The organism is Actinoplanes sp. NPDC048796 (assembly GCF_040650035.1).
Taxonomy (GTDB): domain Bacteria; phylum Actinomycetota; class Actinomycetes; order Mycobacteriales; family Micromonosporaceae; genus Actinoplanes.
Window position 1 is genome coordinate 1,584,944 of record NZ_JBEZGO010000001.1, and the last position, 25,520, is coordinate 1,610,463.

Annotated in this window: 30 protein-coding genes; 13 read left to right on the plus strand and 17 right to left on the minus strand. The window is 69.4% G+C overall.

Translation table 11 applies throughout. From position 1 onward, the window contains the following. The first annotated feature begins 64 nt into the window (after positions 1-64). Positions 65-958 (plus strand): helix-turn-helix domain-containing protein, encoded by an 894-nt coding sequence (locus tag AB0C26_RS07055; protein ID WP_360243609.1) that lies wholly within the window; start codon positions 65-67, stop codon positions 956-958. On the opposite strand, the gene AB0C26_RS07060 is transcribed toward AB0C26_RS07055, so the two are convergent. Continuing rightward, entirely contained in the window at positions 955-2,427 is a 1,473-nt protein-coding gene (locus tag AB0C26_RS07060) for a protein kinase (protein WP_360242756.1), read from the minus strand. The two genes, AB0C26_RS07055 and AB0C26_RS07060, sit on opposite strands and share 4 nt — an antisense overlap. Positions 2,428-2,537: 110 nt before the next feature. On the opposite strand from AB0C26_RS07060, the gene AB0C26_RS07065 reads away from it, so the two are divergent. Next, positions 2,538-4,253, plus strand: a complete 1,716-nt coding sequence (locus AB0C26_RS07065) for a CocE/NonD family hydrolase (protein WP_360242759.1) — start codon at positions 2,538-2,540, stop codon at positions 4,251-4,253. Here AB0C26_RS07065 and AB0C26_RS07070 read toward each other — a convergent pair. Beyond that, a complete protein-coding gene (locus tag AB0C26_RS07070; protein WP_360242762.1) occupies positions 4,219-4,578 on the minus strand; it encodes a nuclear transport factor 2 family protein in 360 nt (119 codons plus the stop codon). The genes AB0C26_RS07065 and AB0C26_RS07070 overlap by 35 nt on opposite strands. Before the next feature lie 8 nt (positions 4,579-4,586). Then, positions 4,587-5,732 (minus strand): serine hydrolase domain-containing protein, encoded by a 1,146-nt coding sequence (locus AB0C26_RS07075; RefSeq protein WP_360242765.1) that lies wholly within the window; start codon positions 5,730-5,732, stop codon positions 4,587-4,589. Between the two features lie 47 nt (positions 5,733-5,779). Here AB0C26_RS07075 and AB0C26_RS07080 point away from each other — a divergent pair, with 47 nt between their 5' ends. Further along, entirely contained in the window at positions 5,780-6,241 is a 462-nt protein-coding gene (locus AB0C26_RS07080; protein WP_360242768.1) for a hypothetical protein, read from the plus strand. On the opposite strand, the gene AB0C26_RS07085 is transcribed toward AB0C26_RS07080, so the two are convergent. Further along, entirely contained in the window at positions 6,231-6,590 is a 360-nt protein-coding gene (locus tag AB0C26_RS07085; RefSeq protein WP_360242771.1) for a helix-turn-helix domain-containing protein, read from the minus strand. The two genes, AB0C26_RS07080 and AB0C26_RS07085, sit on opposite strands and share 11 nt — an antisense overlap. Positions 6,591-6,612: 22 nt before the next feature. Between AB0C26_RS07085 and AB0C26_RS07090 the strand changes: the two genes are divergently transcribed. Next, positions 6,613-7,410: an alpha/beta hydrolase gene (locus AB0C26_RS07090; RefSeq protein ID WP_360242774.1), complete on the plus strand. Its 798-nt coding sequence runs from the start codon at positions 6,613-6,615 to the stop codon at positions 7,408-7,410. On the opposite strand, the gene AB0C26_RS07095 is transcribed toward AB0C26_RS07090, so the two are convergent. Then, complete coding sequence (locus AB0C26_RS07095) at positions 7,394-8,509, minus strand: PLP-dependent aminotransferase family protein (RefSeq protein WP_360242777.1); 1,116 nt, start codon at positions 8,507-8,509, stop codon at positions 7,394-7,396. The genes AB0C26_RS07090 and AB0C26_RS07095 overlap by 17 nt on opposite strands. 62 nt (positions 8,510-8,571) lie before the next feature. Beyond that, positions 8,572-8,772 (minus strand): DUF397 domain-containing protein, encoded by a 201-nt coding sequence (locus AB0C26_RS07100; protein ID WP_360242780.1) that lies wholly within the window; start codon positions 8,770-8,772, stop codon positions 8,572-8,574. A 251-nt stretch (positions 8,773-9,023) separates the two neighbouring features. Between AB0C26_RS07100 and AB0C26_RS07105 the strand changes: the two genes are divergently transcribed. Beyond that, complete coding sequence (locus tag AB0C26_RS07105; protein WP_360242783.1) at positions 9,024-9,311, plus strand: hypothetical protein; 288 nt, start codon at positions 9,024-9,026, stop codon at positions 9,309-9,311. Here AB0C26_RS07105 and AB0C26_RS07110 read toward each other — a convergent pair. Next, positions 9,253-9,624, minus strand: a complete 372-nt coding sequence (locus AB0C26_RS07110) for a hypothetical protein (RefSeq protein WP_360242786.1) — start codon at positions 9,622-9,624, stop codon at positions 9,253-9,255. The two genes, AB0C26_RS07105 and AB0C26_RS07110, sit on opposite strands and share 59 nt — an antisense overlap. A 136-nt stretch (positions 9,625-9,760) precedes the next feature. Continuing rightward, a complete protein-coding gene (locus tag AB0C26_RS07115) occupies positions 9,761-10,666 on the minus strand; it encodes a helix-turn-helix transcriptional regulator (RefSeq protein WP_360242789.1) in 906 nt (301 codons plus the stop codon). Between the two features lie 431 nt (positions 10,667-11,097). Here AB0C26_RS07115 and AB0C26_RS07120 point away from each other — a divergent pair, with 431 nt between their 5' ends. From AB0C26_RS07120 to AB0C26_RS07130, 3 genes are read left to right on the plus strand one after another with little or no spacing between them, the layout of a single operon-like run. Then, positions 11,098-11,700, plus strand: a complete 603-nt coding sequence (locus AB0C26_RS07120; protein WP_360243612.1) for a dienelactone hydrolase family protein — start codon at positions 11,098-11,100, stop codon at positions 11,698-11,700. Between the two features lie 40 nt (positions 11,701-11,740). After that, positions 11,741-12,346 (plus strand): TetR family transcriptional regulator, encoded by a 606-nt coding sequence (locus AB0C26_RS07125; protein ID WP_360242792.1) that lies wholly within the window; start codon positions 11,741-11,743, stop codon positions 12,344-12,346. After that, positions 12,343-13,902, plus strand: coding sequence for an MDR family MFS transporter (locus AB0C26_RS07130; protein WP_360242795.1), 1,560 nt, complete (start codon positions 12,343-12,345; stop codon positions 13,900-13,902). Before AB0C26_RS07125 ends, AB0C26_RS07130 begins: the two co-directional genes overlap by 4 nt. A 6-nt stretch (positions 13,903-13,908) precedes the next feature. Here AB0C26_RS07130 and AB0C26_RS07135 read toward each other — a convergent pair whose 3' ends face one another. Further along, the gene (locus AB0C26_RS07135) at positions 13,909-14,238 is read right to left on the minus strand and encodes a YnfA family protein (protein ID WP_360242798.1); all 330 of its coding nucleotides are present in this window, start codon (positions 14,236-14,238) and stop codon (positions 13,909-13,911) included. A gap of 26 nt (positions 14,239-14,264) precedes the next feature. Next, the gene (locus AB0C26_RS07140) at positions 14,265-14,621 is read right to left on the minus strand and encodes an STAS domain-containing protein (protein ID WP_097318103.1); all 357 of its coding nucleotides are present in this window, start codon (positions 14,619-14,621) and stop codon (positions 14,265-14,267) included. 297 nt (positions 14,622-14,918) lie between these two features. On the opposite strand from AB0C26_RS07140, the gene AB0C26_RS07145 reads away from it, so the two are divergent. Beyond that, on the plus strand, positions 14,919-15,917 hold the full coding sequence (locus tag AB0C26_RS07145; protein WP_360242802.1) for an AraC family transcriptional regulator: 999 nt from the start codon (positions 14,919-14,921) through the stop codon (positions 15,915-15,917). Positions 15,918-16,568: 651 nt separating this feature from the next. Here AB0C26_RS07145 and AB0C26_RS07150 read toward each other — a convergent pair. After that, on the minus strand, positions 16,569-16,937 hold the full coding sequence (locus AB0C26_RS07150; protein ID WP_360242805.1) for a hypothetical protein: 369 nt from the start codon (positions 16,935-16,937) through the stop codon (positions 16,569-16,571). Positions 16,938-17,185: 248 nt separating this feature from the next. Between AB0C26_RS07150 and AB0C26_RS07155 the strand changes: the two genes are divergently transcribed. Continuing rightward, the gene (locus AB0C26_RS07155; RefSeq protein WP_360242808.1) at positions 17,186-17,473 is read left to right on the plus strand and encodes a hypothetical protein; all 288 of its coding nucleotides are present in this window, start codon (positions 17,186-17,188) and stop codon (positions 17,471-17,473) included. 48 nt (positions 17,474-17,521) lie between these two features. On the opposite strand, the gene AB0C26_RS07160 is transcribed toward AB0C26_RS07155, so the two are convergent. Beyond that, complete coding sequence (locus AB0C26_RS07160; protein WP_360242811.1) at positions 17,522-18,424, minus strand: Gfo/Idh/MocA family oxidoreductase; 903 nt, start codon at positions 18,422-18,424, stop codon at positions 17,522-17,524. Between the two features lie 71 nt (positions 18,425-18,495). On the opposite strand from AB0C26_RS07160, the gene AB0C26_RS07165 reads away from it, so the two are divergent. Together AB0C26_RS07165 and AB0C26_RS07170 are read left to right on the plus strand one after the other, a co-directional pair. After that, on the plus strand, positions 18,496-18,867 hold the full coding sequence (locus AB0C26_RS07165; protein ID WP_360242814.1) for a hypothetical protein: 372 nt from the start codon (positions 18,496-18,498) through the stop codon (positions 18,865-18,867). Then, the gene (locus AB0C26_RS07170) at positions 18,857-19,273 is read left to right on the plus strand and encodes a hypothetical protein (RefSeq protein WP_360242816.1); all 417 of its coding nucleotides are present in this window, start codon (positions 18,857-18,859) and stop codon (positions 19,271-19,273) included. Before AB0C26_RS07165 ends, AB0C26_RS07170 begins: the two co-directional genes overlap by 11 nt. Here AB0C26_RS07170 and AB0C26_RS07175 read toward each other — a convergent pair. The 4 genes from AB0C26_RS07175 to AB0C26_RS07190 are packed head-to-tail and all read right to left on the minus strand — an operon-like array spanning position 19,270 to position 23,614. Continuing rightward, entirely contained in the window at positions 19,270-20,733 is a 1,464-nt protein-coding gene (locus tag AB0C26_RS07175) for a glutathionylspermidine synthase family protein (protein ID WP_360242819.1), read from the minus strand. The two genes, AB0C26_RS07170 and AB0C26_RS07175, sit on opposite strands and share 4 nt — an antisense overlap. A gap of 2 nt (positions 20,734-20,735) precedes the next feature. Further along, entirely contained in the window at positions 20,736-21,134 is a 399-nt protein-coding gene (locus AB0C26_RS07180) for a hypothetical protein (protein ID WP_360242822.1), read from the minus strand. A 42-nt stretch (positions 21,135-21,176) separates the two neighbouring features. After that, a complete protein-coding gene (gene fabG, locus AB0C26_RS07185) occupies positions 21,177-21,941 on the minus strand; it encodes a 3-oxoacyl-ACP reductase FabG (protein WP_360242824.1) in 765 nt (254 codons plus the stop codon). 32 nt (positions 21,942-21,973) lie between these two features. Beyond that, a complete protein-coding gene (locus AB0C26_RS07190) occupies positions 21,974-23,614 on the minus strand; it encodes an alpha-amylase family protein (RefSeq protein ID WP_360242827.1) in 1,641 nt (546 codons plus the stop codon). A gap of 78 nt (positions 23,615-23,692) precedes the next feature. On the opposite strand from AB0C26_RS07190, the gene AB0C26_RS07195 reads away from it, so the two are divergent. Then, the gene (locus tag AB0C26_RS07195) at positions 23,693-24,340 is read left to right on the plus strand and encodes a DedA family protein (RefSeq protein ID WP_360242830.1); all 648 of its coding nucleotides are present in this window, start codon (positions 23,693-23,695) and stop codon (positions 24,338-24,340) included. Here AB0C26_RS07195 and AB0C26_RS07200 read toward each other — a convergent pair. Then, the gene (locus tag AB0C26_RS07200; RefSeq protein WP_360242833.1) at positions 24,337-25,518 is read right to left on the minus strand and encodes a chitinase; all 1,182 of its coding nucleotides are present in this window, start codon (positions 25,516-25,518) and stop codon (positions 24,337-24,339) included. The genes AB0C26_RS07195 and AB0C26_RS07200 overlap by 4 nt on opposite strands. Positions 25,519-25,520 lie beyond the last annotated feature (2 nt).

Here is a 25,520-nt window from a genome sequence, read left to right on the forward strand (position 1 = left end):
CTTCGCGATGGGCTGCCGGGACCGTAAGGTTTGAGCTCCAGCTAAAACCACGGAGTCGGAATTGGTGGCCATCGCCCTGTCCGCGACCTCCGCCACGCGCGTCCGCTTCGCCGTGTCGTGCCTCTGGGAGGTGCTCGCCGCCGTACGCGGGAAGAGGAACGCCGCCCCCGGCGGTCTGCTGGCCCAGCTGGTGGCGCCGACCGGTGGTTACACGCCGGACTTCCTGACGCCGGCCCCGGCCGGGCTCGCGCCCGACCTCGACCTCGAGCTGGCCGGTCTGCTGGCGACTTCCCCCGAGGTCGTACGGGCCCAGGTGGCGCTGATGGCGTCTCCCGTACGCGCGCTCCACGACGATCCGGTCACCGGCCTGACCCGGCTGGCCGAGGAGGTCGCGGAGTACTGGGCCGTTGCCGTCCGGCCGGACTGGCCGCGGATGCGGGGCGTGCTCGACGCCGAGGTGCAGCGTCAGGCCCGGCGGCTCGCGTCGCGGGGCGCCGACGTGGTCCTGAACGATCTGCACCCCAGTGTCAGCTGGGCGGACGGGATCCTTCGGGTCGATCAGCCGCACTGCCTGGCGCCGGACGTGCCCGCCGGCAGCGGCCTGGTGCTGATTCCGTCCGTGTTCGTCTGGCCCACGGTTTTGACCGTGTCGGCCGGTGAGGTCCCCCAGATCGCGTACCCGGCCCGCGGCGTGGCCCGGTTGTGGGAGCGGTCCACCCGGCCCTCGGACGCGTTGACGGCGGTGCTGGGCCGGGGACGCGCCCGGGTCCTGACGGAGTTGTCCACGCCGCTGTCGACGACCGAGCTGGCCCGCCGGACGGGCCTCACCGCGGGTGGCGTGTCACAGCATCTGGGCACGCTGCGGGCCGCCGGGCTGGTCACCACCCATCGGCAGGGCCGGGCCCTGCTCAACAGCCGGACCCCGGTGGCCGACGCCCTGCTGTCCGCCGCCGGTTAGAGGGGCAGGACCACCGGCGTCGGGCGGCCGGCGACGCAGGTCACGGTGATGCGGTACTTCTTGGCCGGCTGGCCGGCCTCGACCTCGGTGTCGGCCGTGGCGAAGAGGATCCGCGCGGTGAACGCCGGACCGGCCTCGATCTCCTTGGCGGTGTAGCCGGCCGCGGGCTCCCAGCCGGTCAGCCGGGCCTTCCCCCGCTCGCAGACGGCGTAGACCGATCCGCCGGCCGAGCCGATCCGCCGGCCCTCGGGTGGCGCGGCCGACGCGGGCGGGGGCGCCTCGGCCGAGTCGCTGGGGGTGGGGGTCACGCTGCCGGTCGGCACGAGCGGCAGCAGCGGCGCGTCCACCGACGGCGGAGGTCCACTGGCGACGGTGGCCGGCGGCCCCGATGAGGCGGTGACGACCGGCGCGGGGGCGCCGCGAGTGGCGCGGACCGTCGGTGCGCCCAGTCCACGGCTCGCCGCGGGCCCGGGCGAGGTGGGCGCGGCGACCGCCTGCGGCCGCCGCTCGGCCTGCTCGTCGCCGGTCAGGCCCCAGAGCGCCAGCCCGCCGACGGTCAGGGCCACCGCCGCCGCACCGCCCGCGACGAGCCACTTGCGGCGGCGGACCGGGGGCTGCGGAACCTCCTCCACCAGCACGGTGGGACTTGGCATGGCCGCGGCCTCGGCCGCGTCGGCCAGGGTCACCGAGACCTCGCTCGCGGTGGGACGCTCCGCGGGGTCCTTGCGAAGACAGCGGGCGATGAGGTCGGCGACCGCCGGGGGCACCCCGGGCAGGTCGGGCAGGGGCGCCGGCTCGACGTAGACGTGGGCCTGCAACATCTGCGTGGTGCTCTCGACGCTCCACGGCGACTCGTGCGCGAGCAGGCGGTAGAGGAGCACACCGAGGGCGTACACATCGGAGGCGGGCTCGACCGCCGCGCCCGCCAGCCGTTCGGGGGCGAGGTAGGCCGGGGTGCCGACCAGCATCTCCTCGGGCTCGAGGCCGACCGCGGCCGCGATGCCGAAGTCGACGACCTTGGCGCCGGCCGGGGTGACCATGATGTTCGCCATCTTGATGTCGCGGTGGACCAGGCCGTCCGCGTGCGCCGCGGCCAGGGCCGCCGCCACCTCGCCGCAGATGCGGAAGACCTTGCGCGGCGGCAGCGGGCCGGACGCCACCCGCTGTTGAAGTGTGGGGCCGTTGATGAGCTCCATCACGACGTACGGCAATGGTGTGCCGGTCTCCGAGGCCTCGCCGAAGTCGTAGACCTGGGCGATGTTGGGGTGCGAGAGGGTCGCGGCGGCGCGGGCCTCGTCGCGGATGCGGGCGCGCGACTGCGGGTCGCCCGCGAAACGGGCGGCCAGAACCTTCACCGCGACCCGGCGCCCGAGCACCTCGTCGCGGGCGCGCCACACCACCGCCATGCCGCCGCTGCCGAGTTCACCGAGCAATTTGTATCGGCCGCCGAGTGTTTCCCGAACCTCCACCGTGGCAGTGTGCCCGTCCCGCCGGGAAATCGCACATCCGAGACCCACTCGAATGGCCTTCACATTCGCATTTGGCTTATTGTTTCGATGGCCCCGGGAAGGAATTGATCATGGCTTTTCGTTTCGCGGACGCGGCTCTCGGCCGATTGTTACGGGTCGCCTCGGCGACCAACGGCTACTCCGTCGCCGCCGTGCGCGTTCCGCTGCGCGACGGCGTCACCCTGGCCGCCGACCACTTCGCGCCGCGCGTTTCCCGGCCGAAAGGCACGGTGCTGATCCGCACCCCGTACGGCCGCGGCTTCCCGAGTTCGGCCCTGGAAGGACGGCTTTACGCCGCGCGCGGCTACCACGTCGTCATCCAGAGCGTGCGCGGCACTTTCGGCTCGGGCGGCTCGTTCCGCCCGATGGCGCAGGAGGCCGAGGACGGTCAGGACACGGTCGCCTGGCTGCGCGAACAGCCCTGGTTCGACGGCCGGCTGGCCACCATGGGCGCGTCCTATCTGGGCTGGGCGCAATGGGCACTGATGCGAGATCCACCGCCCGAACTGCGCGCCGCCATCGTCCTGGTCGGCCCGCATGATTTCCGCGAGGCGGTCTTCGGCACCGGCGCTTTCACCCTCGGAGATTTCCTCGGCTGGAGCGACATGATCGCCCATCAGGAGGACGGCGGACTGCTTTCCCGGGTACGCAACGGCGCCTCCGCGCCGCGCCGGCTCCGTCCCGCATTGACGGGCCTGCCGATGCCGGACGCGGCCGATCCGGTTCTGCGCGGCCGCGCGCCCTGGTATCGCGAATGGCTTTCACACCCCGACGGCGACGATCCGTGGTGGCAGCCGTATCGCGCCGGCGACGCCCTCTCCGCCGTTTCCACACCGACCCTTTTGATCGGTGGCTGGCAAGATCTTTTCTTGACTCAGACCCTTTTCCAGTACGAGTCCCTGCGCGCCCGTGGCGTCGATGTCGCCTTGACCGTCGGGCCGTGGACCCACCTGCAACTCGGCCTGCGGGGAGCCGGCGTCGTGGCCCGCGAGGGCCTGGCCTGGCTCGAGGAGCATCTGGCGGACGGTCCACCGGCCCGCCGTTCACCGGTCCGCGTCTACCGGACCGGTGAACGCCGCTGGCACGAGCTGCCCGCCTGGCCACCGGCGGCCACCCCCGCGGTCTTTCAGCTGCACGCCTCGCGCCGGCTCACGCTCTCCGCCTCCCCCGCGGCCACCCCACCGGCCGCCCCGGATTCGACACCCGCGGTTCCGGGCGTCGTCCGGGTCGGGCCCGAGGAGGGGACCGTGAGTTTCCGGTACGACCCGCGGCGGCCCACGCCGACCGTCGGCGGCCGCACCCTGACCGGCTCGATGGGCGTCAAGGACAACCGCGCGCTCGAGTCGCGGCCCGACGTGGTCACCTTCACCACCGACCCGCTGCCGACCGCCGTCGACGTGATCGGCTCACCGACGCTGGAGCTGGCCCTCGCGGTCGACCCGGCGCACGCCGACGTCTTCGTGCGCCTCTGCGACGTCGACGGGCACGGCCGCTCTCGCAACTTCTCCGACCAGCTGCATCGGCTCGACCCGTCCGTACCCGCCGGCGACGTGCACCATCTCTCGCTGACCATGGACTCGTGCTTCCACCGCCTGCGCGCCGGTCACCGCCTCCGGCTCCAGATCTCCGGTGGCTCGTTCCCGCGGTTCGCCCGCAACCCCGGCCTGCCCGGCACCCCCGCCGCGTCGCGCACCCTGGTTCCGTCGGTGCACACCATCCACTGTGCCGGGTCGCGCCTGCTGCTCCCGGTGGCTACGTCCGGGGGTGCTTCATCCACCACTCGGTGAACTGGCGCGCCTGGCCCAGGTGGTCCAGGCGCAGCACCCACAGATTGCTGTAGACGTCGTTGGGATAGACGGTCGTGGCCTCGATGATCGCCAGCTCCTCGGTGACCAGGACCGGATGCCACTCGAAGGTGGTGGAGCCGGGCTCGTCCTTGATCTCGAGCCACTTCTCGACGATCGTGTCGCGGCCCAGCCAGGGCTTGGCGTACGGCTCGGTGAAGTACGCCGCGTCCTCGGCGAACAGATCGCCGATGTGCCTCGGATCGTTCGTTTCCCAGGCCTTCCGATAGTTGCCGACCCACGCCGTCACCGCGTCGAGACTGGTCATCGCGCCTCCTAAGGACGGATGGTGTACGCCAGTTTGCCGAACTCGCCGAGCGTCCCGTTCCACAGCAGGTCCGAGACCTGGCTCAGCACGATCAACGTGACGCCCTCACGAGGGTCGTTGAACCACGTCGTGCCGCACCCGCCGGACCAGCCGTACCGCCCCGGCCCGGACACCTCGTCCGCCTTGACGGTGACGGCCAGACCGTAGCCCCATCCGCTGCCATCGAGGAAGAAGGAACCCGACTCGATCTGCTCCGGAGTCAGATGGTTGGTGGTCATCGCCTCGACGGACTTCTCCGAGAGCAGGCGCGTCCCCCCGTGTACCCCCTTGCCGAGCAGCAGCCGGGCGAAGGCCAGATAGTCGTCGGCGGTGGAGATCAGACCGCCCGACCCGGACGGGAACGCCGGCGGCCGGCTCCAGTCGCCCATCTCCTGGACCTCACCGTGCTCGTACTGCGTGGGGATCTCGGCGGCGAGCGGCAGCGGCAGCGAGAAGCCGGTGTGCCGCATGCCGAGCGGCTCGAAGATCCGCTCGCGCAGCAGGTCGCCGAGCGGCCGGCCGGCGGCCCGGGCCAGCAGCACGCTCAGCACGAGCGTGCCCGCGTTGTAGTTCCATCGCCGGCCCGGCTGGGTGATCAGCGGCAGCGACCCGAACCGCTTGATCCACTCGTCCGGGTCGTGCGGGATGCGCGGGAACATTCCGAGCATGTGCAGGTCGAGCTCCTGCCAGGCCCGGACGATCGGCCATGGCGGGTCGACCTGATCACCGTCGATGATCGCGCCGAAGCCCAACGTGAAGGTCAGCAGGTCCTCGACGGTGACCGGCCGCTCGGCCGCGACGGTCTCGCCGAGCGGGCCGTCGGGCCGGGCCAGCACCCGCTGTCCGGCGAGCTCGGGCAGGAATTTCGCGACCGGCTCCTCGAGGTCCAGGACGTCGTCCTCGGCGAGCATCAGGGTGGCCACGGCCATCACCGGTTTGGTCATCGAGGCGATCCGGAACGGCGTGTCCCGCCGCATCGGCACGTCCCCGCCGAACGCGGTCACTCCGACCGCCTCGACCAATACGTCGTCGCCCCGCGCGACCAGCGCGACCAGGCCCGGGAACTCGCCGCGCGCGACCCGCGCGGCCATCGCTTGCTGAAGCTGAGATGCCATGCCGTCATCTTCCTTTTTTGTCGGAGGTAGTCGTTATGGTCCTCGTCATGGAACAGAACTGGCGGCATCTGCCGGCTCCCGCCCGGCCCATCGCCGCCGCGGCCACCGAGGCGGTCACCGCGGCCCGGGCCCACGACGCCGGCGCGTTCGACGCGGCCGTCGGCGACCTGGCCGCCCTCGACCACGGCCTGGTCCTCGGCACGGCGACCCGCCTGCTGCTCGAGGAGGCCCACCCCGACGGCCTGGACGGCGACGCCGTGCGCGACGTGCTGGAGCGTTCCGTCCGGTCGGCCGCCGCCTGGCAGCCCGACGTCGACCCCCACGTCATCCTGCTCCTGCTGGCGGGCGCTCTCGGCGTACTGGAGGAAGACGACACCCCGCCCCCGAAACCGGACGTCCTGGCCCGCCACGCGGCTCTGCTGCTGGCCGAGTTGCTGCACGGCCGGGAGGTCCGGGCCGTGTTCACCGCGGCCCTGGCCGAGATCGAGCGGGCTCAGCTCAATGATTGACCGAGGCCCACTCGCAGATCGCGGACAGCGGCTCCTGCAGGGTGAGCCCGAGCGCCGTGAGCTCGTACTCGACATGCTGGGGCGCGGCCTCCTTGAGCACCCGGCGCTCGACCAGCCCGTCCGCCTCCATCCCGCGCAGCGTCTCGGTCAGCATCTTCTGGGTGATCCCCGGCACCCGCCGGCGTAACTCGGCCGGCCGCCGCGGCCCGGCCAGCAGCGAGTAGATCAGCAGGACCCGCCATTTCGCGGCCAGCCGTTCCAGTGCATGCCGGGTCACGCAGCTCTCCTCGAGCACGTCCGGCACCACAGCCTGATAGGCACCCCGAAGTGCCTTCTGTCGATCTGCCACGCCCGCAGCCTAGTGTCACGACGTGACCGAACGAGTGACCATCAGTAGCGAGGGCCTGGCTCTGGCCGGCGTCCTGCGCCGCGCCGACTCCGACCGCGCGATCGTCCTGACCGGACCCTTCACCGGCGTGAAGGAGCAGGTGACCGGCCTGTACGCCGAGCGGCTGGCCGCCGCCGGCTTCACCACGCTGGCCTTCGACCACCGCGGCTTCGGCCAGAGCGAGGGCCGCCCCCAGCACGAGGACAGCCAGGGCAAACTGGCCGACCTGCGCGCGGCCGTCTCCCTGCTGGCCCCCGACTATCGAGTCGCCCTGGTCGGCATCTGCCTGGGCGGCGGATACGCCATGAGGGCGGCCGCGACGGACCCTCGGGTCACCGCCGTGGTCGGCATCGCCGGCGCGTACAACAGCCCCGCCTGGTTCGCCTCCCGCATGGGCCTGCCCTCCTACCGCGCGGCCCTCGACGACATGATCGCCCGCTACGACGAGTTCCTGCCCGCGGTCTCGGCCACCGGCGAGGCCGCGATGCCCGGCGAGGAACCCTGGTCCTACTACTCCACCCACACCGCCAACTGGACGAACCGCGTGACCCGAGGCTCACTGCACAGCCTGATGACTTTGGACGTTCTGGGCGTACGCCCCCTGCTCCCACCCAGCCTCATCATCCACGGCCGCAAGGACGACTACTGCTCGCCCGACCTGACCACCGCCATGGCCGCCGACCAGACCGTCTGGCTGGACACGGACCGGCACGTCGACCTCTACGACGGCGAACCCCACGTCACCCGCGCGATCGAGGAGACCGTCAGCTTCCTGTCATAGCCCGCGTCAGCCGCCGGGCCGCCTCGGCCAGATCCGGCGGCGGAAGATGCGAGAAGCTCAGCCGTACGTATCCCGCGCCGCCCCGCCCACCGACATGGAACCGGCTCCCCGGCACGAACGACGTCCCGTGCCGCTCGGCCGCCGCGAGCAGATCGTCGGCGTGCACACCGTCCGGCGTCGGCACCCACAGGAACCAGCCACCGTCCGGTGCCGCCACCCGGCTCAGGCCCTCGACCAGGGCGTCCCGCTGAGCCGCATACCGTTCCCGGATCATGGCGAGGTGCCTGTCGTACGCCCCACTGGCACCGAACACGGCCATGGTCAGCGCCACCGAGTGGTTCACGCCGCCACCACTGTCCACAAACCCCAGATCGGCCAGCCGCCCGACGATCGCCGGCGCCGCATTGATCCACCCGAGCCGCAGCCCCGGCGCCACCGCCTTGGCGAACGATCCGAGCCGCACCACACCGGCCCCCTCGGCGAGCCGCCACAGCGAGGGCGGCGCCGCGCCCGCGTACGAAAGCTCCCGATAGGTGTCATCCTCGACAACCGTGAGACTTTCGCGCCGCGCGAGCTCGACCAGGGCCCGCCGTCGCTGTTCAGGCAGACTGCGCCCGGTCGGATTGGCGAAGGTGGGAACCAGGTAGAGAACAGGCACCCGCCGCCCACTCGCCCGCAGCTCGCGAAGCTGCCCGGCCACCGCGTCCGGGAGAACCCCGTCGTCGTCACCGGGCGCCGGCACCAGCTCAAGCCCCCGGTCGGCCAGCACGCGCAGGGCCAGGTGATAGGTGGGCGCTTCGACGAGCGCCACATCCCCCGGCTCGGTCAGCACCTCAGCGACGAGCGCCAGCCCTTGAGAGGCCCCCGCCGTCACAAAGGTCTCCGCAGCCGCCCCCGCATCCTCCCGCCCCGCCAGCCAGTCGATCAGCGGCCCCGGCCCCACATCTCGCCCGTAGGCAAGCCCCCGCCACCCGAACTCCCGCGCCGCCGCAGCCCCAGCCTCCGCCCACGCCTCCACAGGCAACAGCTCAGGCCGCGGATGACCCCATCCAAGATCGAGAATGCCGTCCCGATGCACGAACTGCAGCAGCCGGTCCACACCTCGGACCGTACCGCCCATCGAGATCACCGGCCCGAAGGCCTGTCGGATAGCCGACCCGGTCAGCGCACGTCGAACTCACCGCGCCGTACGCCATCGAGGAATTCGGTCCAAGCCTCCGGCGACACCGACAGCACGGCACCCGCACGATCCTTGGTGTCCCTGATCTTGATTTCGTCACCCAGGTTGACCTCGACGCAATTCCCCTGTGCGCTCCTTGAGCTCTTCTTCCAGCCGCTAGGGCCTTTCTCGAGTTCAGCCACACGCCCTCCTCGCTGCGACCCGGCCGATCGGCGATACGCGCCCACGCGGACACTTCACACAGTGCTTGGGCAGGCACCGCCAGTGTAGGGACAGACATAGATCAAGACCATTGGGGACGATCGCGTCCGCCCTAGTACCGGCTCATCAGAGGAAGCCCTACCGCCGGGTAATAGGGCAGAATTGGCCCACGCCCGACGCGTCCGGCCGGTCTGATGGTGTGTCTCGGACCGGCGCGAGCAGAGGAGGTGCCATGCCACCACCAAGTGTTCCGAGGCCGGCCGAGGAAGCCAACGCCGAGCTGTGGGACGGCTCCCCGGCCGCGGCCCTGTTCGCCCTCGTGTCGTTGGCCGCCGCCGGCATCTTGGCTTTCGGCGCCGGCTACGCGCTGGGCCCGGTCGTCTGGCACGGCGACGAGAGCGGCCTCGGCCCGGCACGCGCGGTGTTGACCCTACTGATCGCCTTCGTGGCCGGGCCGGCGATCATCCTTCTTCTCTCCTCGGCGTTTCGTCGCCTGTCGAGCGCGTGGCGCCACCGGTGAGACGCCGCTGACGGCGCGTCCGCATGTGCCTGACCACCCGCCGCGTGGGTGAGACACCGAGACCGGTGGCCAGGAAGCTGCAGAAGATGAGTCCCCAGTTCAGCGGCACGAGCCCGAGGACCAGCACCACGCCGACACAGACCGAGAGGATCGGCAGCAATCCGAGCATCAAGAGCTGCAACGTCTTGTCCCAGTCGCCCAGCACATTCTGGACGACCAGGCGCATGACGTAGGCGGCGAGCTGCGGCACATTTTGCGGCAGCTCCTCGCGCGGCCTCGGCGGCGGCCCTCCGGGCCGCCGGGATCTAGGCATGACCGATCACCGGCGCGAAGGCGAACAGCCCCGATCGATTCGTCGGCGCATGGACCATGGCGATCTCGGCGATGAGAATGAGCACGTCCACTTGGCACCCCCCGAAGGGTCGATCAGGGCCGTTCACTGCGGTTTGCTAGGTCGTGGCGGAGTCACCCATCGCGGCCCGGTCGCTTTCCATGCTGCTCAGCACCCCGTCAAGGAAGTCGTTCAGCTGATCCTTGGGCGTTGCGCGGTTTTCCATGTCCCAGAACTGCTCCAGGTAGGGCCGCGTCTCGGACGGCTCCTCCCGCTTGATGTACTCGCCATTGACGCTCTCCAGGTAGAGCAGGTCACTCAGCGCGGCCTCGGCGAACTCGAGCAAGGTGAACGGTCCGCGCATGCCCTGATAGCCCCCGATGGCGAACGGCATGATCTGAATGCTGACCCGCGGGTGCTCGTTGATCTTCTTGAGATGCTCGATCTGCTGGCGCATGACCGAATGTCCCGTGGGGCCGGCCTCGTAACCGATGCGCCGGCGGACCGCCGCCTCGTCCAGGATGAAGAACATTTCCGGCGGGTCCTCGCTTTCGAGGAGCTCCTGCCGTTCGAGCCGGGCTTCGACACGACGCTGGATGACCCTTTCGGAGTCGTCCGGCGAGGCGTAAAGCCGAAGCATGGTCTCCGCATATTCCCTGGTCTGGAGCAGACCTGCGATCACGACCGGCTCGAACTGGCGAATGATCGACGCCGACTTCTCGTACCGACGCAGGAGCTGAATTTCCTTGCTCAGCACGTCGTCGTACGCACTCGAGACCTGTCGCCGGCCCTCCCGGGCCAGGGTGGACAGCTCTTCCTTCTTGCGCGGATCGGTGACCTTGTAGATCTGGAGAAGAGCTTGGAGATCGGTGTTGCTGACGCCGTTCTCACCGCTCTCGATCCTCAAAATCTTCGATGGCGACCATTCCAGGGTGCCGGCAACGTCCTTCTGCTTCAGCCCCGCGTCCAGCCGGAGCTGGCGAAGCTGCAAGCGCAAGGCCAGTCGCTGGACCGAGGGGTCCACTGACTCAGCCATTACCGATCATCTCCCCGCCCTCGCAAACTTCCATCTGCTGGCTAGCAGATTGTGAGGTGCAATCTGAAGTGTATCTGTCTGCTACCGCTCTACAAGCTGGCAAGCATCGCCGTTGAGGCATGTCAGGCTCATCTCTAGGCGTCGGTGACGTCAGACTGCTGTGCTCTGATCTGCTGGCTAGCAGTCTGGAAGCAGCAGGCAGTCACTGGGCAGACTGCAACGTACACCCTCCCAGGCTGCGGGAATGGCAGGACGACAAAAAGCCGAACGCCGGAGTTGTGGTATTCGGAAATGATCAGCTCAGGCCGGGTGTCTACCCCGAAAAGGGCGTTCTTTCGAATGATGCGATGGGGCTCGGGACGGGCGCACAATGGCGCCTGACCGGTGAGCCGGCCCCGCAACCGGTGAGATCGGGCAGCATGGGCCGGGTGGGATCGGTTGCGCTTTTTCATTCGGTTTACGGGCTTCGGGCGTCGGTTCTGCGGGCGGCGGAACGCCTTCGGGACGCCGGGCATGACGTCGTGGCACCCGATCTTTACGGGTTTCCCGCGACCGGGGACCTGGCGGAGGGGTTCGCGCTGGCGGACAAGGTGGGGTGGGCCGGGATCGTCGAGCGCGGTCGGGACGCCGTACGGAAACTGCCGCCGGAGGCGGTTTTGGTGGGTTTCTCGATGGGCGTCGGTGTGATCGAGGCGCTGCTGCCCGAGCGGCCGCGGTCGGCCGGGGTGGTCATGGTGGCGGGTGCGGGGGCGATTGATCCCGTACGGCCGGGATTGCGGGCCCAACTGCACGCGGCTGATCCGGATGCCGAGTTCGTGCCGCCGGCCGCCGTGGCCAAGTGGACCGAGAGCATGACGCGGGGTGGCGCGGCCTTCGAGGTGTACCGCTATCCGGGGGTCGGGCATCTCTGGGTCGACGAGGACCTACCGGACTACGACTGTCCGGCGGCGGGGCGCTTCTGGGAGCGGTGCGAGGAGTTCCTGCGGCTCTCCGGAGAGACTCAGGTCACTTGCAGTCAATAAAAGTTTGCAGGCACTGCAAGTTAGCGCTTAGCCTTCGACCGTGCTCAGTCGACGGGATCGCAAGAAGCAGCAGACGCGGTCGGCGCTGATGAGCGCGGCCCTGCGGCTGGCCGACGAACGCGGGCTCGACCACGTGACAGTGGAGGAGATCAGCGAGGCGGCCGACGTGTCGCCACGGACGTTCTTCAACTACTTCGCGACCAAGGACGACGCCATCATCGGGGAGCAGATCGCCGATGGGCCCTCGGTCTGCGACCGGCTGCTCGCCCTGCCGGCCGAGGTGCCGCTGATCCCGGCCGTGCTGACCGCGCTCACCCCCGAGATCGAGCAGTTTCAGGCCGACCGGGAGTTGTGGCTGCTGCGGATGCGCGTCATCAAGAACAACCCGGCTCTGCTGCCGATCCTCGTCGCCCGTGGTGCCGTCGCCGAGCAGGAGTCGGCCGAGGCGATCGCCACCCGGCTGGACCTGCCCGCCGACGACTTCTTCCCCCTGCTCGCGGCCACGCTGACCGGCACCGCCGTCCGCGCCGCGATGATGCGCTGGGCCGACACCGACGGCGCCGGCGACCTCCTCGAAATCGTCCGCGAGGCCTTCGGCGTCCTGGCCGAGGGCCTCAACTTTGAGAAGAAGAAAGGCAACCGATGACAGCCACCCAGGAGGGGACCGGTGGGCGGATGTCGCGCGGCGAGGTCGTGCAGGCGCTCTCCGGGCTGATGCTGGGCATGTTCGTGGCGATCCTCGCCTCGACCGTCGTCTCCAACGCGCTCCCCCGGATCATCGCCGACCTCGGCGGCAGCCAGTCCGTGTACACCTGGATCGTCACCACCGAGCTGCTGGCGATGACCGCCACCGTCCCGCTCTGGGGCAAGCTCGCCGACCTCTACAGCAAGAAACTGCTGGTCCAGCTCTCGTTGCTGCTTTTCGTAGCCGGCTCACTGATTGCCGGCTTCACCCCGGACGTCGGTGTCCTGATCGTCAGCCGGGCCGTGCAGGGCATCGGCGCGGGCGGCATGACCGCGCTCGCCACCATCGTGATGGCCTCGATCATCCCGCCGCGGGAGCTGGGCCGGTACTCGGGCATCTTCGGCGCGGTCTTCGGCGTCGCCACCATCGCCGGCCCGCTGATCGGCGGCGTCATGGTGGACACGTCGTGGCTGGGCTGGCGCTGGTGCTTCTTCATCGGCGTGCCGTTCTCGATCGCCGCCATCATCCTGCTCCAGAAGACGCTGCACCTGCCGACGTCGCGCCGCGAGGTGAAAATCGACTGGCTGGGCGCGCTGCTGATCACGGCCGGCGTGAGCACGCTGCTGATCTGGTCCACGCTGGCCGGTCAGCACTTCGACTGGGCGTCGTGGGAGACCGCGGTCTTCGTCGTGGGCGGCGTCGTCCTGCTGGCCCTGGCTGTGTGGGCCGAGTCCAAGGCGCCCGAGCCGGTGGTGCCGCTGCGCATCTTCCGCAACCGCACGGTCACCCTGACGGTCATCGCCAGCGTGCTCGTCGGCGTGGCCATGTTCGGCGGAACGGTCTTCCTGTCGCAGTACTTCCAGGTCGCGCTCGGTAAGTCCCCGACGGTCGCCGGCCTCATGAGCCTGCCGATGATTTTCGGTCTGCTGGTCTCCTCGACGGTGGCCGGAGCCCTCATCACGAAAACTGGCAAGTGGAAGATTTACCTGGTCGCCGGCGCGATCGTGATGACCATCGGCATGCTGCTGCTGAGCACCATCGACGCCCGGACCAGCGTGCTGACGCTCTCGGTCTTCATGGCGGTGCTCGGCATCGGCGTCGGCATGCTCATGCAGAACCTGGTGCTGGCCGCGCAGAACGACGTGCCGGCGGCCGAGCTCGGCGCGGCCACCTCCGCGCTGACCTTCTTCCGCAGCATGGGCGGCGCGATCGGGGTGAGCGCGCTCGGCGCCGTCCTGGCCAGCCGGGTGACGACGCTGTTCACCGAGAAGTTCGGCGCGGCCGCCACCTCCGGCGGCTCGGCCGAGGTGCCGGACGTCAGCACGCTGCCGCCGCAGGTGCTGGCCGTGGTCAAGGACATTTACGGTACGGCGACGTCCGACCTGTTCCTGGTGGCCGCGCCCATCGCGTTCCTCGCGGTCATCGCCGTGGTCTTCATCAAGGAGAAGCCGCTGTCGACCCTCAGCGGTGACGAGCGCCGCGCCCAGGAGGAAGCCGCCGCTCTCTCCATGCACTGAGCCTGTTCACCGGGGTGGGTACATGATGATGCCCACCCCGGCCAGGCACACGGCGGCGCCGATCAGGTCGTAACGGTCGGGCCGGAAGCCGTCGACCAGCATTCCCCAGGCCAGCGAGCCGGCCACGAAGATTCCGCCGTACGCGGCCAGGATGCGCCCGAAGTTCGCGTCGGGCTGCAGGGTCGCCACGAAGCCGTACGCCCCGAGCGCGACCACCCCCGCGCCGGCGAACAGCAGCCCCCGCTGCTCGCGAACGCCCTGCCAGACCAGCCAGGCGCCGCCGATCTCGGCCAGCGCGGCCAGCAGGAAAAGCGCGATCGAGCGCAGAACGTTCATGCGCTCGATCCAAGCAGGCAGGAAGATCAGGAAGGCCGGAGACCCACCGACGTACGGGGTGAGGGCGGCTCCGCGCACCCGAGGAGCCCCACCAGCCCGGACACCCAGAGCTGACGGTAGACCGTGGGGCTCGGGTGGCTGACCACCAGCTTGACCCCGCTGGCGGCGGCCGTATGGAAGCAGGCGACCAGGATGCCGATGCCGATGCTGTCGATCAACATGACCCGCTGAAGGTCAAGACAGATCTTGCCCGGCGTGGAGCTGGTCAGCACGTCGTTGACGGCGTCCCGCATCACGTGGGCGTTGTCCAGGTCGATCTCCCCGCTGGGCGCGATCTCAACGGTTCCGTCGGCCAACTGGCGGGTGGTGATCGGCAGATACACGGCTGCCCTCTTCCTGGCGTCGAGCGGGGCCGACGCCGACCTTCCGCGTGGAGGACACACCCCTGACCGTGGTTTCAATTCATGGTCTCAGTGTGGTCGGACACCTCACCCGGGTGCCGCTCTCCGACCGCGTTCCAACAACAATCCGCTGGTCTGCAAGTTACGCCACGTAGGCGCGGAACGCCAGAGTAGTTCATATGGCCTGAATGTGCTGGAACGGTCAGCGCGTGGCGGGAACGTTGACGTTCCACGTACCGGGGCCGAATACTCACCGTATGCGATGGAGCTCATCTCGGCATGGCTGAGGTCTTTCCGAGGTCCGCCCACGCGTTATCCGGGGCGGCGGACGTCGTCCATCTCAGCAGCGTGGACATCGATCAAGCACGTACCTTGCTAAATCGGTTCTACTACCCCGTAGCAGTGGACCTGCCCGACGGCGCCGGCACCTTCGGGCTGGGTATGGAACTGATCCAACTCGGACCGCTCACCGTCGGCCAGCTCAGTTTCGCCACCGCCGTGACACTGCTCGTGGCCGAACTCGACGCGTACCACGTCAGCATGCCGACCAGCGGACGGCTGCACGCCCGGCACGCCGGCCACGACATCGTCGCCACACCGTCCCGGGGGGTGGTTTTCGGTCCCGGCAGCCCCGTCTACACCTCCCGCGAGGCCCACTCGGCCGAGCTCGCGGTGAAGATCGAGCGCAAGGCCCTGGAGGAGGAGCTCTCCGGCCTGCTGGGTCGCCCGATCGAGGGACCGATCGACCTCCCACCCGAGATCGACCTGTCGAGCGGCCCCGGCCACAGCTGGAGCCGGCTGGTCCGCCTGCTCCGCGACGAACTCGAGTTCACCGAGAGCCTGTTCTACCAGCCGATGATCGCCGAGCAGCTCCGCAGCGCCGTCCTGAGCGGCCTGCTGCTGAGCGTGCCGCACCGCTACCACCAGGAGCTGACCGGCCCGGCCGCCCCCGGCCCCCCACGCGCCATCCGCCGCGTGGTGGAGGCCATCCAGAGCGAGCCGGAACGCCCGTTCACCGTGACCGACCTGGCCCGGATAGCCGGCATGAGCGTCCGCTCCCTCCAGGACGGCTTCCGCCGCCACGTGGGCGTGGCCCCCATGACCTACCTGCAACAGGTACGCCTCGGCCGCGCCCGCGAGGCCCTGCGCCTGGCCGACCCCTTACGGGTGACGGTCGCCGCGGTCGCCCACCGCTGGGGCTTCGCCCACCTGGGCCGCTTCGCCTCGGCCTACCGCACCAAGTTCGGCGAGTCCCCCTCAGAAACGCTGCGCTCGTAGACCACCCTCAGACCATCCGGCCGGGCACCTTTGGGCCGCACCGCCCCTTCGACCGCGCGCCAACGAGGCAGCACCGATCCGCCGACCGCACGCCATCGAAGCAGCCCGGTCGCCTCACTCTTCGAATCGAGCCGAAGTTGTCGAGCGGATTCGACGCTCGGCACGATTGAGCGGATTGAAGTTGAGCGGCCGTGAGCATGAAGCAGCGTCACGGCCCGGCCGGGGTGGGTCCGGCGGGTATTGGGAACGGGTGAGCTGAAGTTTGCACTGCTGTGGGGCGGGCGCTGAGAAGCAGACCACCGTCCGGTCGCTCCATCCTCCGGCTGAGCCACCGTCCGGTCACTCCACATCCGGTGCTCCACGTCCGGTGCTCCACCCTCCGGTCGCTCCACCCTCCGGCCGCTATAGCACAAGTCCGACTTGTCGGGCGGTTCGACGGGTGAGGTCGTCAAGGTGGGCGGGAGAAGCGCCGCAGTGAGGGCGGGCACACGTGATGCCACACACCGTGAGGTGACACGGCGGTCGAGGGCTGCCGATGCGCGGAGCGGATGGCTCCCGCCGGACGCTCCAGGATGGTTATTCGGCGGGCGATCCCGGGCGGTTACTCGCTGGGCGAGCCAGGCTGGTTACTCGCTGGGCGATCCGGGGTGGTTACTCGCCGGGGTCGCTGCGGCGGGGCTGGGGGACCTCGTTGGGGGCGCGGCGTGTCGTCGCGGCCACCCCGAACAGGTGGCCGCGGGGTGGTGTCCACTCGCGCCACGGGCCCAAATGGGGTGGTACCGAGACGAGTTCGCCGTCGCCTGCGCCGCGCTGTTCGCGCAGGTAGGAGATTACTCGGGAGGCTGCCTGGCTGCCGTCCTCGGCCAGGCTGAGCAGCAGGCGGCGCGCGTCGTCGGCCGAGGGGTCGTCCGCGTCGAGGCCGGGTATCTCCGCTGCCGTCCGGCGCAGCAGGGCCGCCAGACCGGCCAAGGCCTGCATCGCGTCACACGCGTCCCGCTCGGCATCGGACAGGCTGGTCACGTCGCGCTCCCCCTTACCGGCCCCGCCGGTTCGAGACCCACCGGCGCATGCCCCCGCCGGCGGTCCTTTAACGGGTGCCAAGGCGAAAATGTATTCGGCCCACTACTAAGCGTCCATCCGTAACGCGCAGGCCCTGTCCAGTTAGCGCTCAGTTTGACCGGCGTCGGCATGATCGTCCGATTCCGCCCCATGGTCGGAGGGCCGCGGAACGGGGTAAGAACCGACTGAGCACCCCTGGGGAGGACACCATGACCGACGAGATTCAGCCACTGGAAGAGACGCCGGAAGTCGCCGACGCCATCGAGGACGACGTCGCGGTCGACGCGTTCATCACCGGCGGTGGCAAGGACTCCGATTCTCCGGAGTTCCTGGCTCCGGGCGAGGAGCCGGAGATCCGTACCGGCGCCGATCAGCCGTGGGACCCGATCGACCTGGCCGAGGCCGAGGGCAAGGACCCGACGCCGGAGAACATCGAGAAGGCCCGCGAGGAACTGGAGCGTGACGGCGCCGCCGCCATCGAGCGCACCGTCCCCTGATCGCGGAACACCGCTGCCGGCGACCACACAGGCCGCCGGCAGCGTGCTTCAAGCGCTTTCGACAGTCACCGTACGGCCGGTGGTCACCGCTTCCTGGGCGGCGGACAGGACCGCCGTCACCTGGGCGCCGAAGCGGATGTCGAGCTCGACCGCGGGTCCGCCCGCGGCCGCGGCGATGAGCTGGTCGAGGCCGTGCTTCAGGGCGTCGACCGGCGACCAAGGGGCCGACGGCACCGTGCGTACCCCGGCCTGGCCGGAGAAGACCGCCTCCTCGCGCTCGGCCGCCTCCGGCGCGTCCAGCGAGAGGGTGAGCGTGCTGATGGCGCCGCCCGCGTGGCGTGCCAGCAGGTGGGTCATGTCGGGGGCGCCGGCCATCGCGGTCACCTCGGTGACCGGGCCGAGCACGCCGATGGCCAGCGCCAGCGCGTGCGGGCCGACGTCCCAGAGGCCGCCGCTCTCCTGGCGCCAGGGCGACGCGCCGAACGGGTTGTCCGGTGTGAAGATGCGGCCGAGGTGGACGATCCGGCCCTCGACCCAGCCGCCGGTCGCCGTCGCGTCGGCCACGAACCGCTCGATCTCCGGCATCAGCCGGCGGGTGAAGAAGACCAGCGAGGCGAGGTTGCCGGCCGCGACAGCGGACGCGATCTCCTGTGCTGAGGCAACGGTGAAGGCCACCGGCTTGTCGAGCACCAGGTGCTTGCCGGCCTGGGCGGCGCGCAGCGCCAGCGGCGCCTGCACGTCCGGCGGCAGGGCGATGGCCACGGCGTCGACGTCGGCCATCAGGTCGTCCACTTCGGCGTACGCCTTGGCGCCGTGATCGCCGGCCAGCGCGGCCGCCTTGTCGGGATTGCGGCCCCACACCCCCACGAACTCGACGTCCGCGTGCGTGGCGAGCGCCGGCGCGTGCGCCAGGTGTGCCCATGGTCCCGTACCGAAAAGTCCGAAGCGCATCGGAAGTCGCCTGCCTCTCTCATGGTCCAGCCGCAAGCTACCAGGCGACCTTCGATCAGTAGTCTGTGCCGGTGAACGGTCCCCTGTCGGTGGCGACGATCATCGCCGCTCTTGTCCTGGCGGCGTGGTTCCTGCTGCGCGCGGCGCTCAACCGCCCGCCGAGCAACGTCGACCTCTGGGCCACGCTGGCGCTCAGCGCGCTGGTCGCCGTGCTGGTCGTCGTGGCCGTGATCGGCCTGTTCGACGGCTCGCGCCCCAGCGACACGCCCACCTTCCTGGGCTACCTGGTCACCACGGTCGCCTTCGGGCCGGTCGCGTTCTATCTGGCCCGGCTCGAGCCGACGCGGTGGGGCAGTCTCATCCTCGGTGTCGCCTGCCTGGTGCTGCCTGTTCTCGTGCTGCGGTTGCAGCAGATCGCGGAGGTGACCACCGGTGTCTCCTGAAACCCCCACACGTCCCAAGGACGCGGCTCTCGGTACGGGCCTCGGCCGCGTGCTGCTGCTGGTCTACGGCATCTTCGCGCTGTCGGCCAGCGCCCGCGCCCTCGTACAGATCTCCACGCATTTCAGCGAGGCCCCGCTGGCCTACCTGCTGTCGGCGTTCGCCGGCCTGGTCTACATCTCGGCGACCGTGGGCCTGGCGATCGGCGGCGCCCGGGGCCGGCTGATCGCGCTGATCAGCTGCAGCATCGAGCTGATCGGCGTGCTCGTGGTCGGCACGCTGAGCATCGCCGACGCCGGGGACTTCCCGGACGACACGGTCTGGTCGAACTTCGGCAGCGGTTACGGGTACGTCCCGCTGGTGCTGCCGTTCGTCGGCCTGTGGTGGATCTGGCGGCACCGCCCTTAAAGGGACGATTCGATGGTGTGTGGCACGAAGTAGCAGCGGTCCTTCGTCACGAGACCGTCGTCGCCGAGACCTTCACGGATGCCCATGCCGGCCGGCTCCCCGTCGATCAGCCAGGAGCCGATCACCGGGTGGACCGTGCCCTCGAGCCCCTCGAACGACGGCAGCTCGCAGAGTTGCTGCACCACGTAACGGCCGTCGACGCCGTACTCGGAAGGGTTTTCGCTGATCGTGACCCCGTCACGCACGAGCGTGACCGAGCCGCCCTCCCGGCCCCAGACGGGTTTCTTGGCGTAGCTGGTCAGCGTCTTGGCCTTCGAGGAGTCGGCGAAGTAGGCCGGCAGCAGGTATTTGCCGCGCTCGGGGTCGTCGCCGAACAGTTTCCACAGCACCGGCAGGATCGCCTTGTTGCCGAGCAGGGCGGCCGTGTAGGGCGGCTCGATCCAGACCGTGCCGTGTTTGGTCGGGTCGGCCATGTTGCGGAAGAAGGCCTTGCCGCCCTCCTCGGTCCAGAACCACTCCCACGGGTAGAGCATGAAGATGATGTCGATCGGCTCGGCCTTGTGCTCCTGGCCCGGCGAGGGCACGAAGACCACCCGGTCGCCGGCCACGTCCCAGCCGATCTGGCTCATCGCGATCAGCTCGACCGGGTACCCGGCCTCCTCGGCGGTGGCCATCAGGTACGCCACGTTCATCCGGTCCTCACCGGAGGTCTCGGACGTCTCGTACGCGAAGAAGATCTTCGGTTTCTCCGGCAGCCACGTGCGGGCCTCGCGGAGCTTGTCGATGTTGCGGCGCCAGGCGCCGGGGTCGCCCGGCTCGCCGGGGGTCGCGGGCCAGCCCACCAGGCGGTCGTGGATCGAGTTCCACTGGCGCCACTCGTGCTGGGTGACGTGGGTCTGGTCCATCCAGTGCCACTGGATGACGGCGCTCTCGACCAGCGCGGTCGGGGTCTGCGCGTTGAACTCGAGCAGCTTGGGCGTGCTGCCGGCCCCGTTGTACCAGAGGTCGAACCGGCCGTAGACGCTCGGCGAGTAGTCCGGCGTCTCCATCGGCAGGCGCATGTCGGGGTCTTTGTCGTAGTGCGTCCACGTCTCGGCGTCGCCGTCGAACCACGTGCGGATGACCTGCTCGTGGGCGAACTCAGGCACGCCGATCTTGGCGAGGAAGCACGTCTCGGGGTTGCAGATCGAGGCGAAATAGCCCTCTTTGCGCCCCTGCACGGTGTGCCGCGGGCACTGCCGGACGATCCAGTCGCCGGCCTCGAGGCACATCGCGTGCAGCGTGGTGGTGGCCGCCTCGAGCTCTTCGATCTCGGCCGCCGTGAAGTCGTAGAACGGGCCCTCCTGCCAGTACGAGATCATCGTCCCGTCCGGCAGTTCGGTGTCGTTGTACGTGAGGCCGAGGCTGAAGTTGGTGAGCTGCCAGCCCTCGCGGACCGGCCCGTAGGGAACTCGGCGCACGCTCAGCCGCCCGACTTGCTGGAGGAGGAGCCGCGGGCCGCGCCGCCCTTGCCGACCACGCTGGTCTTCACCGTGCCGTTTCCGATCTTGCCGGTGGCCGGCAGCCCGAAGGACTGCCGGGCCGCCCGGTCGTTGTACGCGAACTTGTTGCCGCCGGCCGGGAGCCGGTAGCCGACCGGGTAGCCCGGGGCGTAGGCCGCCGAATACCAGATGAAGAAGGGCACCACACTGCCACCGTACGACCGGTCGTCGTCGCAGTAGTCCTCGTCGACGACGTTGCCGTTGGCGTCGGCGCAGTAGAAACCCGCGTCCTGGTAATCGTCGTCGTTGTCGCACGCCGCCGCACCGCCCGCCGCCAGGAGCAGAAACGTGCTGGTGAGCGAGACGCTGCGGGAAGCCATGCGTCGATTCATAGTTCCTTTGTAACGCCTCTCAGCAATGATCTACGCGCGCGGTCCCCCGGCGACGTAGATGACCTGGCCCGAGACGAACCCGGCACCCTCACTGACGAGGAAGGATACGGTGTTCGCGACGTCTTCGGGACGTCCCGCCCGGCCAACGGGAATCTGAGCGACGGCGGCTTTCTCGAACTGGTCGAAATCGACGCCGACCCGGGCCGCGGTGGCGGCGGTCATGTCGGTGACGATGAAGCCCGGCGCGACCGCGTTGGCGGTGATGCCGAACCGGCCCAGCTCGATCGCGAGCGTCTTGGTGAAGCCCTGCAGGCCGGCCTTGGCCGCGGCGTAGTTGGCCTGGCCCCGGTTGCCCAGGGCCGAGGTGCTGGACAGGCTGACGATACGGCCCCAGCCGGCGTCGACCATGTGCTTCTGCACCGCGCGGCTGAACAGGAAGGCGCCGCGCAGGTGGACCGCCATCACGGTCTCCCAGTCGTCGTCGGTCATCTTGAACAGCAGGTTGTCGCGGAGCACGCCGGCGTTGTTGACCAGGATGGTCGGCGGGCCGAGCTCGGCCGTGACCTTTTCCACGGCCGCGGTGACCTGGGCCGGGTCGGACACGTCGGCGCCGACGGCGAGGGCAGTGCCGCCGGCGTCGTGGATGGCGGTCACCGTGTTGGCGCAGGCGCCCTCGTCGAGGTCGACGACGGCGACGGCCAGCCCGTCGGCCGCGAGCCGGCGGGCGGTCGCCTCGCCGATGCCGCGGGCGGCACCGGTGACGATGGCGGTACGGGTGGGAGCGGACTGCGACATACGGCCTCCTCTATTTGCACTCGGAGTGCACCTTACGCGTAGCGACGCAACCTGATCCAGCGGTAGCCGTGTCCGGCCACCGGTACCGCGTCGAACTTGCCAAGGTCGGGGTACTCCTGGTCGGCGAGCACGTCGGTCGGGAACTCGGCCTCGGCGTACAGCGAGCTCAGATCGAGCACGCCGTCGGACGGCCCGAGATTGTGCACGAAGACCATCGTGCCAGTGACGTCGTCGGCGCGGTGCACGAGGATCGATCCCGCGTCGGGCAGGTCGACGTGCTTGCAGGTGCCGGAACCCACCTCGGGCGCTTCCCGGAGCGTACGGATCATGCGCTCGAACCAGGCCAGCAACGACGCCGGGTCGTGGCGCTGCCGGCTGACGTTGACGGTCGGGTAACCGAACTCGCCGTCGTCGATCACCGGCCGGACCGGCTCGTCCGACGTGGTGAAGCCGCCGTTCGGCAGGGAGGACCACTGCATGGGCGTACGGATCGAGTTGCGCCCCGGCAGCGACAGGTCCTCGCCCATGCCGATCTCCTCGCCGTAGCGCACCACCGGGGTGCCGCGCAGGCTGAACTGCAGGGCGTAGGCCAGCTCGACCCGCCGCCGGTCGTTGCCGAGCATCGGCGCCAGCCGCCGGCGGATGCCCCGCCCGTACAACTGCATGTTCTCGTCCGGCCCGAACTCGGCGAAGACCTGCTGCCGCTGCTCGGCGGTCAGCCGGGACAGGTCGACCTCGTCGTGGTTGCGCAGGAAGGTGGCCCACTGCGCGCCCACGGGCAGCTTCGGGGCCTCGCGCAGCGCCTCGACGATCGGCTCCGGGTTCTGCCGGGCCAGCGCCAGCATGAGCTTGGTGTTGAGCATGAAGTCGAACAGCATGTGGATGCGGTTGGCCGAGCCGCCGGAATCGCCGAAGTACTCCTTGAGCTGGTCGGGCTCCACATTGGCCTCGGCCAGCAGCACCGCGTCGCCCTTGCGCCACTGCACGAACTGCCGCAGTTCGGTGATGAAGTCCATGTCTTTGGGCGAGTTCGGGTTGCCGGCCTGGGTCTCCTCGATGATGAACGGCACCGCGTCCATCCGGAACCCGGCGACGCCGAGCTGGAGCCAGAACGCGCAGATCTTCTTGATCTCCTCGCGGACCTCGGGATTGTTGATGTTCAGGTCCGGCTGGAACTTGTAGAACCGGTGGTAGTACCAGGCCTTGGCCGTCCGGTCGTACGTCCAGGTCTCGTCCTGCTCACCCGGGAAGACCATGCCCTGCTTGCGGTCGGCGGGCTCGGTCTCGGACCAGACATACCAATTCCGGTACGGCGAGTCCGGCGACTTGCGGGCCGATTGGAACCACGGGTGCTTGTCCGAGGTGTGGTTGACGACCAGGTCGATGATCACCTTGATGCCGAGGTTGCCCGCCTGGTGCAGCAGCTCGGCGAAGTCGCCCAGGTTCCCGAAACGTGGGTCGACGTTGTAGAAGTCGGACACGTCGTAGCCGTCGTCCTGGTCGGGCGACGGGTGGATGGGGTTCAGCCACAGGCAGGTCACCCCGAGCCGGGCGAGATAGTCGAGACGGCCGATCAGACCGCGGATGTCGCCGCAGCCGTCGCCGTCGGAGTCGGCGAACGTGTCGATGTCGAGGCAGTAGATGACGGCTTTCTGGTACCACCGGTCGGTCATGTCCCTCTACTTCACCGGCGTCACGCCCGGGCAAACAGCACTCAGGTTCGACGCAGGTTCGTTGGGTACAAACATCGGATGGGCGGCGGACTGACAGCGTGGGTGACCTCTGTCATCGAATCACTCGGTGAGCTAGGTGTGGGCCTTCTGGTGGCCCTGGAAAACCTGATCCCGCCGATCCCCAGTGAGATCGTGCTGTCGCTGGCGGGCTATCTGGCCAGCGAGGGCCGGGTCAACTTCGCGCTGGTGCTGTTCGCGGCCACGGCCGGGTCGGTGATCGGCGCGCTCGCCCTCTACTGGCTCGGGTACGCGCTGGGCGAGGACCGGCTGCGCCGCTGGCTCGACAAGATTCCGCTGGTCGACGCCGACGATCTGAACACGGCCGACCGCTGGTTCGAGAAACACGAGAAGGCAGCCGTGCTCTTCGGGCGCTGCGCCCCGGTCGTTCGCAGCCTGGTCTCGATCCCGGCCGGCGCCAACAAGATGCACCTCGGCATGTTCACCCTGTTCACCGCGATCGGCAGCGGGGTCTGGAACGCCATCTTCATCGGCGGCGGCTACCTGCTCGGGTCGCAGTATCAGGACCTGGAGAAATACGCCCATTACTTCGACTACGTGATCTGGGCGCTGATCATCTTCATGGTCGGGAGCTGGGTCATCAAGAAGATCAGGAAAAGGCGGCGCGCGGCCGCCCGCCAGAGCGACCGCGCGTCCGTCGATGGTTAGAAACCGGCGCTGACCTTCGTGAAGGCCCAGTCGGCCTGCGCGATGCCGGAGCAGTCCGAGACCACGCCGCCACCGGCGCAGCCGCGGTCACGGTTGACCGCCCAGAAGGTGAAGCGGGCGAGCCCGTTGTTCCGGGCGTAATCGCGGATCCGCGTCCACGTCTCGACGGTGGTCAGCTCCTGCTGGTCGGACAGGCCGTTCATGCCGGAGATGCCCATGTGCGAGTACGCCTGCGCGTCGGTGTAGCCGAAGGTGGTCTTCAGCAGGTTCTTCAGACCCTCGGACGTGTTGACCGTGGCCGTGTAGATGTCGCTGGCGCCGAAGTCGAACGGCATCTGGGTGAAGATGTCGATGTTCGCGCCGAGCGCCTTGGCCTGCTGCACGAGCCGGGTGCCGTAGTAGTTCGGGCCGGTGGTCGTGGTGCCGAAGGTGAGGATCGTCTTCACCGACGGGTTCTTCTGCTTGACGATCTTCAGAGCGCCCAGGATCCGGTCCTGCACGACCGTGTTCTCGAACTCGTCGCTGTTCTCGATGTCGATGTCGATCGACTTGAGCTGGAAGGCGTCGATCACCTTCTGGTACGCACCGGCCAGCGCCTCGGGGGTCGAGCAGTTCGGGCCGAGCTTGTTGCCGCTCCAGCCGCCGATCGACGGGACCACGTCGGCCCCGGCCGCCCGGATGGCCGCGATGGTGCTCGCGTGCACGCCACCGGTCAGGCCGCCCTCGCCGTCCCAGGCCGGGTTGCAGCCGTTGCCGGCGAGCACGAAGGCCATCGTGAAGGCCTTGATGCCGGTCGCGTTGACCACGGTGGCCGGCGCCGGCGGGTTGCCCCAGCCGGGGTAGATGTACGGCGCCGAGGCCATCTTGGTGCCGGTGGCCGGCGGCTGGGTGGTCGGCGGGGTGGTGGGCGGCGTGGTCGGCGGCGTCGTGCCACCGCAGACACCCTGGTCGGCCCAGACGTCCCACTGGCCGCTGTGGGTGGCGGGGGATTCGTTCTGCGTCCACCACTTGGCGGTGTAGTTGTGGCCGTTCTGCGAGGCGCTGTTGTCCTTGACGTAGACGGCGCTCGAGGACCACGCCGGCGCGCAGGCGGCGGCCGCGTTCGAGGTCGCCATGGGCAGGATCGCGGCGGCCGTGGCGGCCAGGGCGACCGAGCCCAGTACGAGGATTTTCTTCACGG

What these genes read in the sequence shown, in the direction of transcription:
- AB0C26_RS07070 (WP_360242762.1), bottom strand. Translation starts at nt 4,578, where the DNA reads ATGACCAGTCTCGACGCGGTGACGGCGTGGGTCGGCAACTATCGGAAG.
- AB0C26_RS07135 (WP_360242798.1), bottom strand. Translation starts at nt 14,238, where the DNA reads ATGAACGTTCTGCGCTCGATCGCGCTTTTCCTGCTGGCCGCGCTGGCC.
- AB0C26_RS07120 (WP_360243612.1), top strand. Translation starts at nt 11,098, where the DNA reads ATGGGCCGGGTGGGATCGGTTGCGCTTTTTCATTCGGTTTACGGGCTT.
- AB0C26_RS07110 (WP_360242786.1), bottom strand. Translation starts at nt 9,624, where the DNA reads ATGCCTAGATCCCGGCGGCCCGGAGGGCCGCCGCCGAGGCCGCGCGAG.
- AB0C26_RS07145 (WP_360242802.1), top strand. Translation starts at nt 14,919, where the DNA reads ATGGCTGAGGTCTTTCCGAGGTCCGCCCACGCGTTATCCGGGGCGGCG.
- AB0C26_RS07160 (WP_360242811.1), bottom strand. Translation starts at nt 18,424, where the DNA reads ATGCGCTTCGGACTTTTCGGTACGGGACCATGGGCACACCTGGCGCAC.
- AB0C26_RS07075 (WP_360242765.1), bottom strand. Translation starts at nt 5,732, where the DNA reads ATGGCATCTCAGCTTCAGCAAGCGATGGCCGCGCGGGTCGCGCGCGGC.
- AB0C26_RS07190 (WP_360242827.1), bottom strand. Translation starts at nt 23,614, where the DNA reads ATGACCGACCGGTGGTACCAGAAAGCCGTCATCTACTGCCTCGACATC.
- AB0C26_RS07105 (WP_360242783.1), top strand. Translation starts at nt 9,024, where the DNA reads ATGCCACCACCAAGTGTTCCGAGGCCGGCCGAGGAAGCCAACGCCGAG.
- AB0C26_RS07130 (WP_360242795.1), top strand. Translation starts at nt 12,343, where the DNA reads ATGACAGCCACCCAGGAGGGGACCGGTGGGCGGATGTCGCGCGGCGAG.
- AB0C26_RS07080 (WP_360242768.1), top strand. Translation starts at nt 5,780, where the DNA reads ATGGAACAGAACTGGCGGCATCTGCCGGCTCCCGCCCGGCCCATCGCC.
- AB0C26_RS07065 (WP_360242759.1), top strand. Translation starts at nt 2,538, where the DNA reads ATGGCTTTTCGTTTCGCGGACGCGGCTCTCGGCCGATTGTTACGGGTC.
- fabG (WP_360242824.1), bottom strand. Translation starts at nt 21,941, where the DNA reads ATGTCGCAGTCCGCTCCCACCCGTACCGCCATCGTCACCGGTGCCGCC.
- AB0C26_RS07155 (WP_360242808.1), top strand. Translation starts at nt 17,186, where the DNA reads ATGACCGACGAGATTCAGCCACTGGAAGAGACGCCGGAAGTCGCCGAC.
- AB0C26_RS07195 (WP_360242830.1), top strand. Translation starts at nt 23,693, where the DNA reads ATGGGCGGCGGACTGACAGCGTGGGTGACCTCTGTCATCGAATCACTC.
- AB0C26_RS07180 (WP_360242822.1), bottom strand. Translation starts at nt 21,134, where the DNA reads ATGGCTTCCCGCAGCGTCTCGCTCACCAGCACGTTTCTGCTCCTGGCG.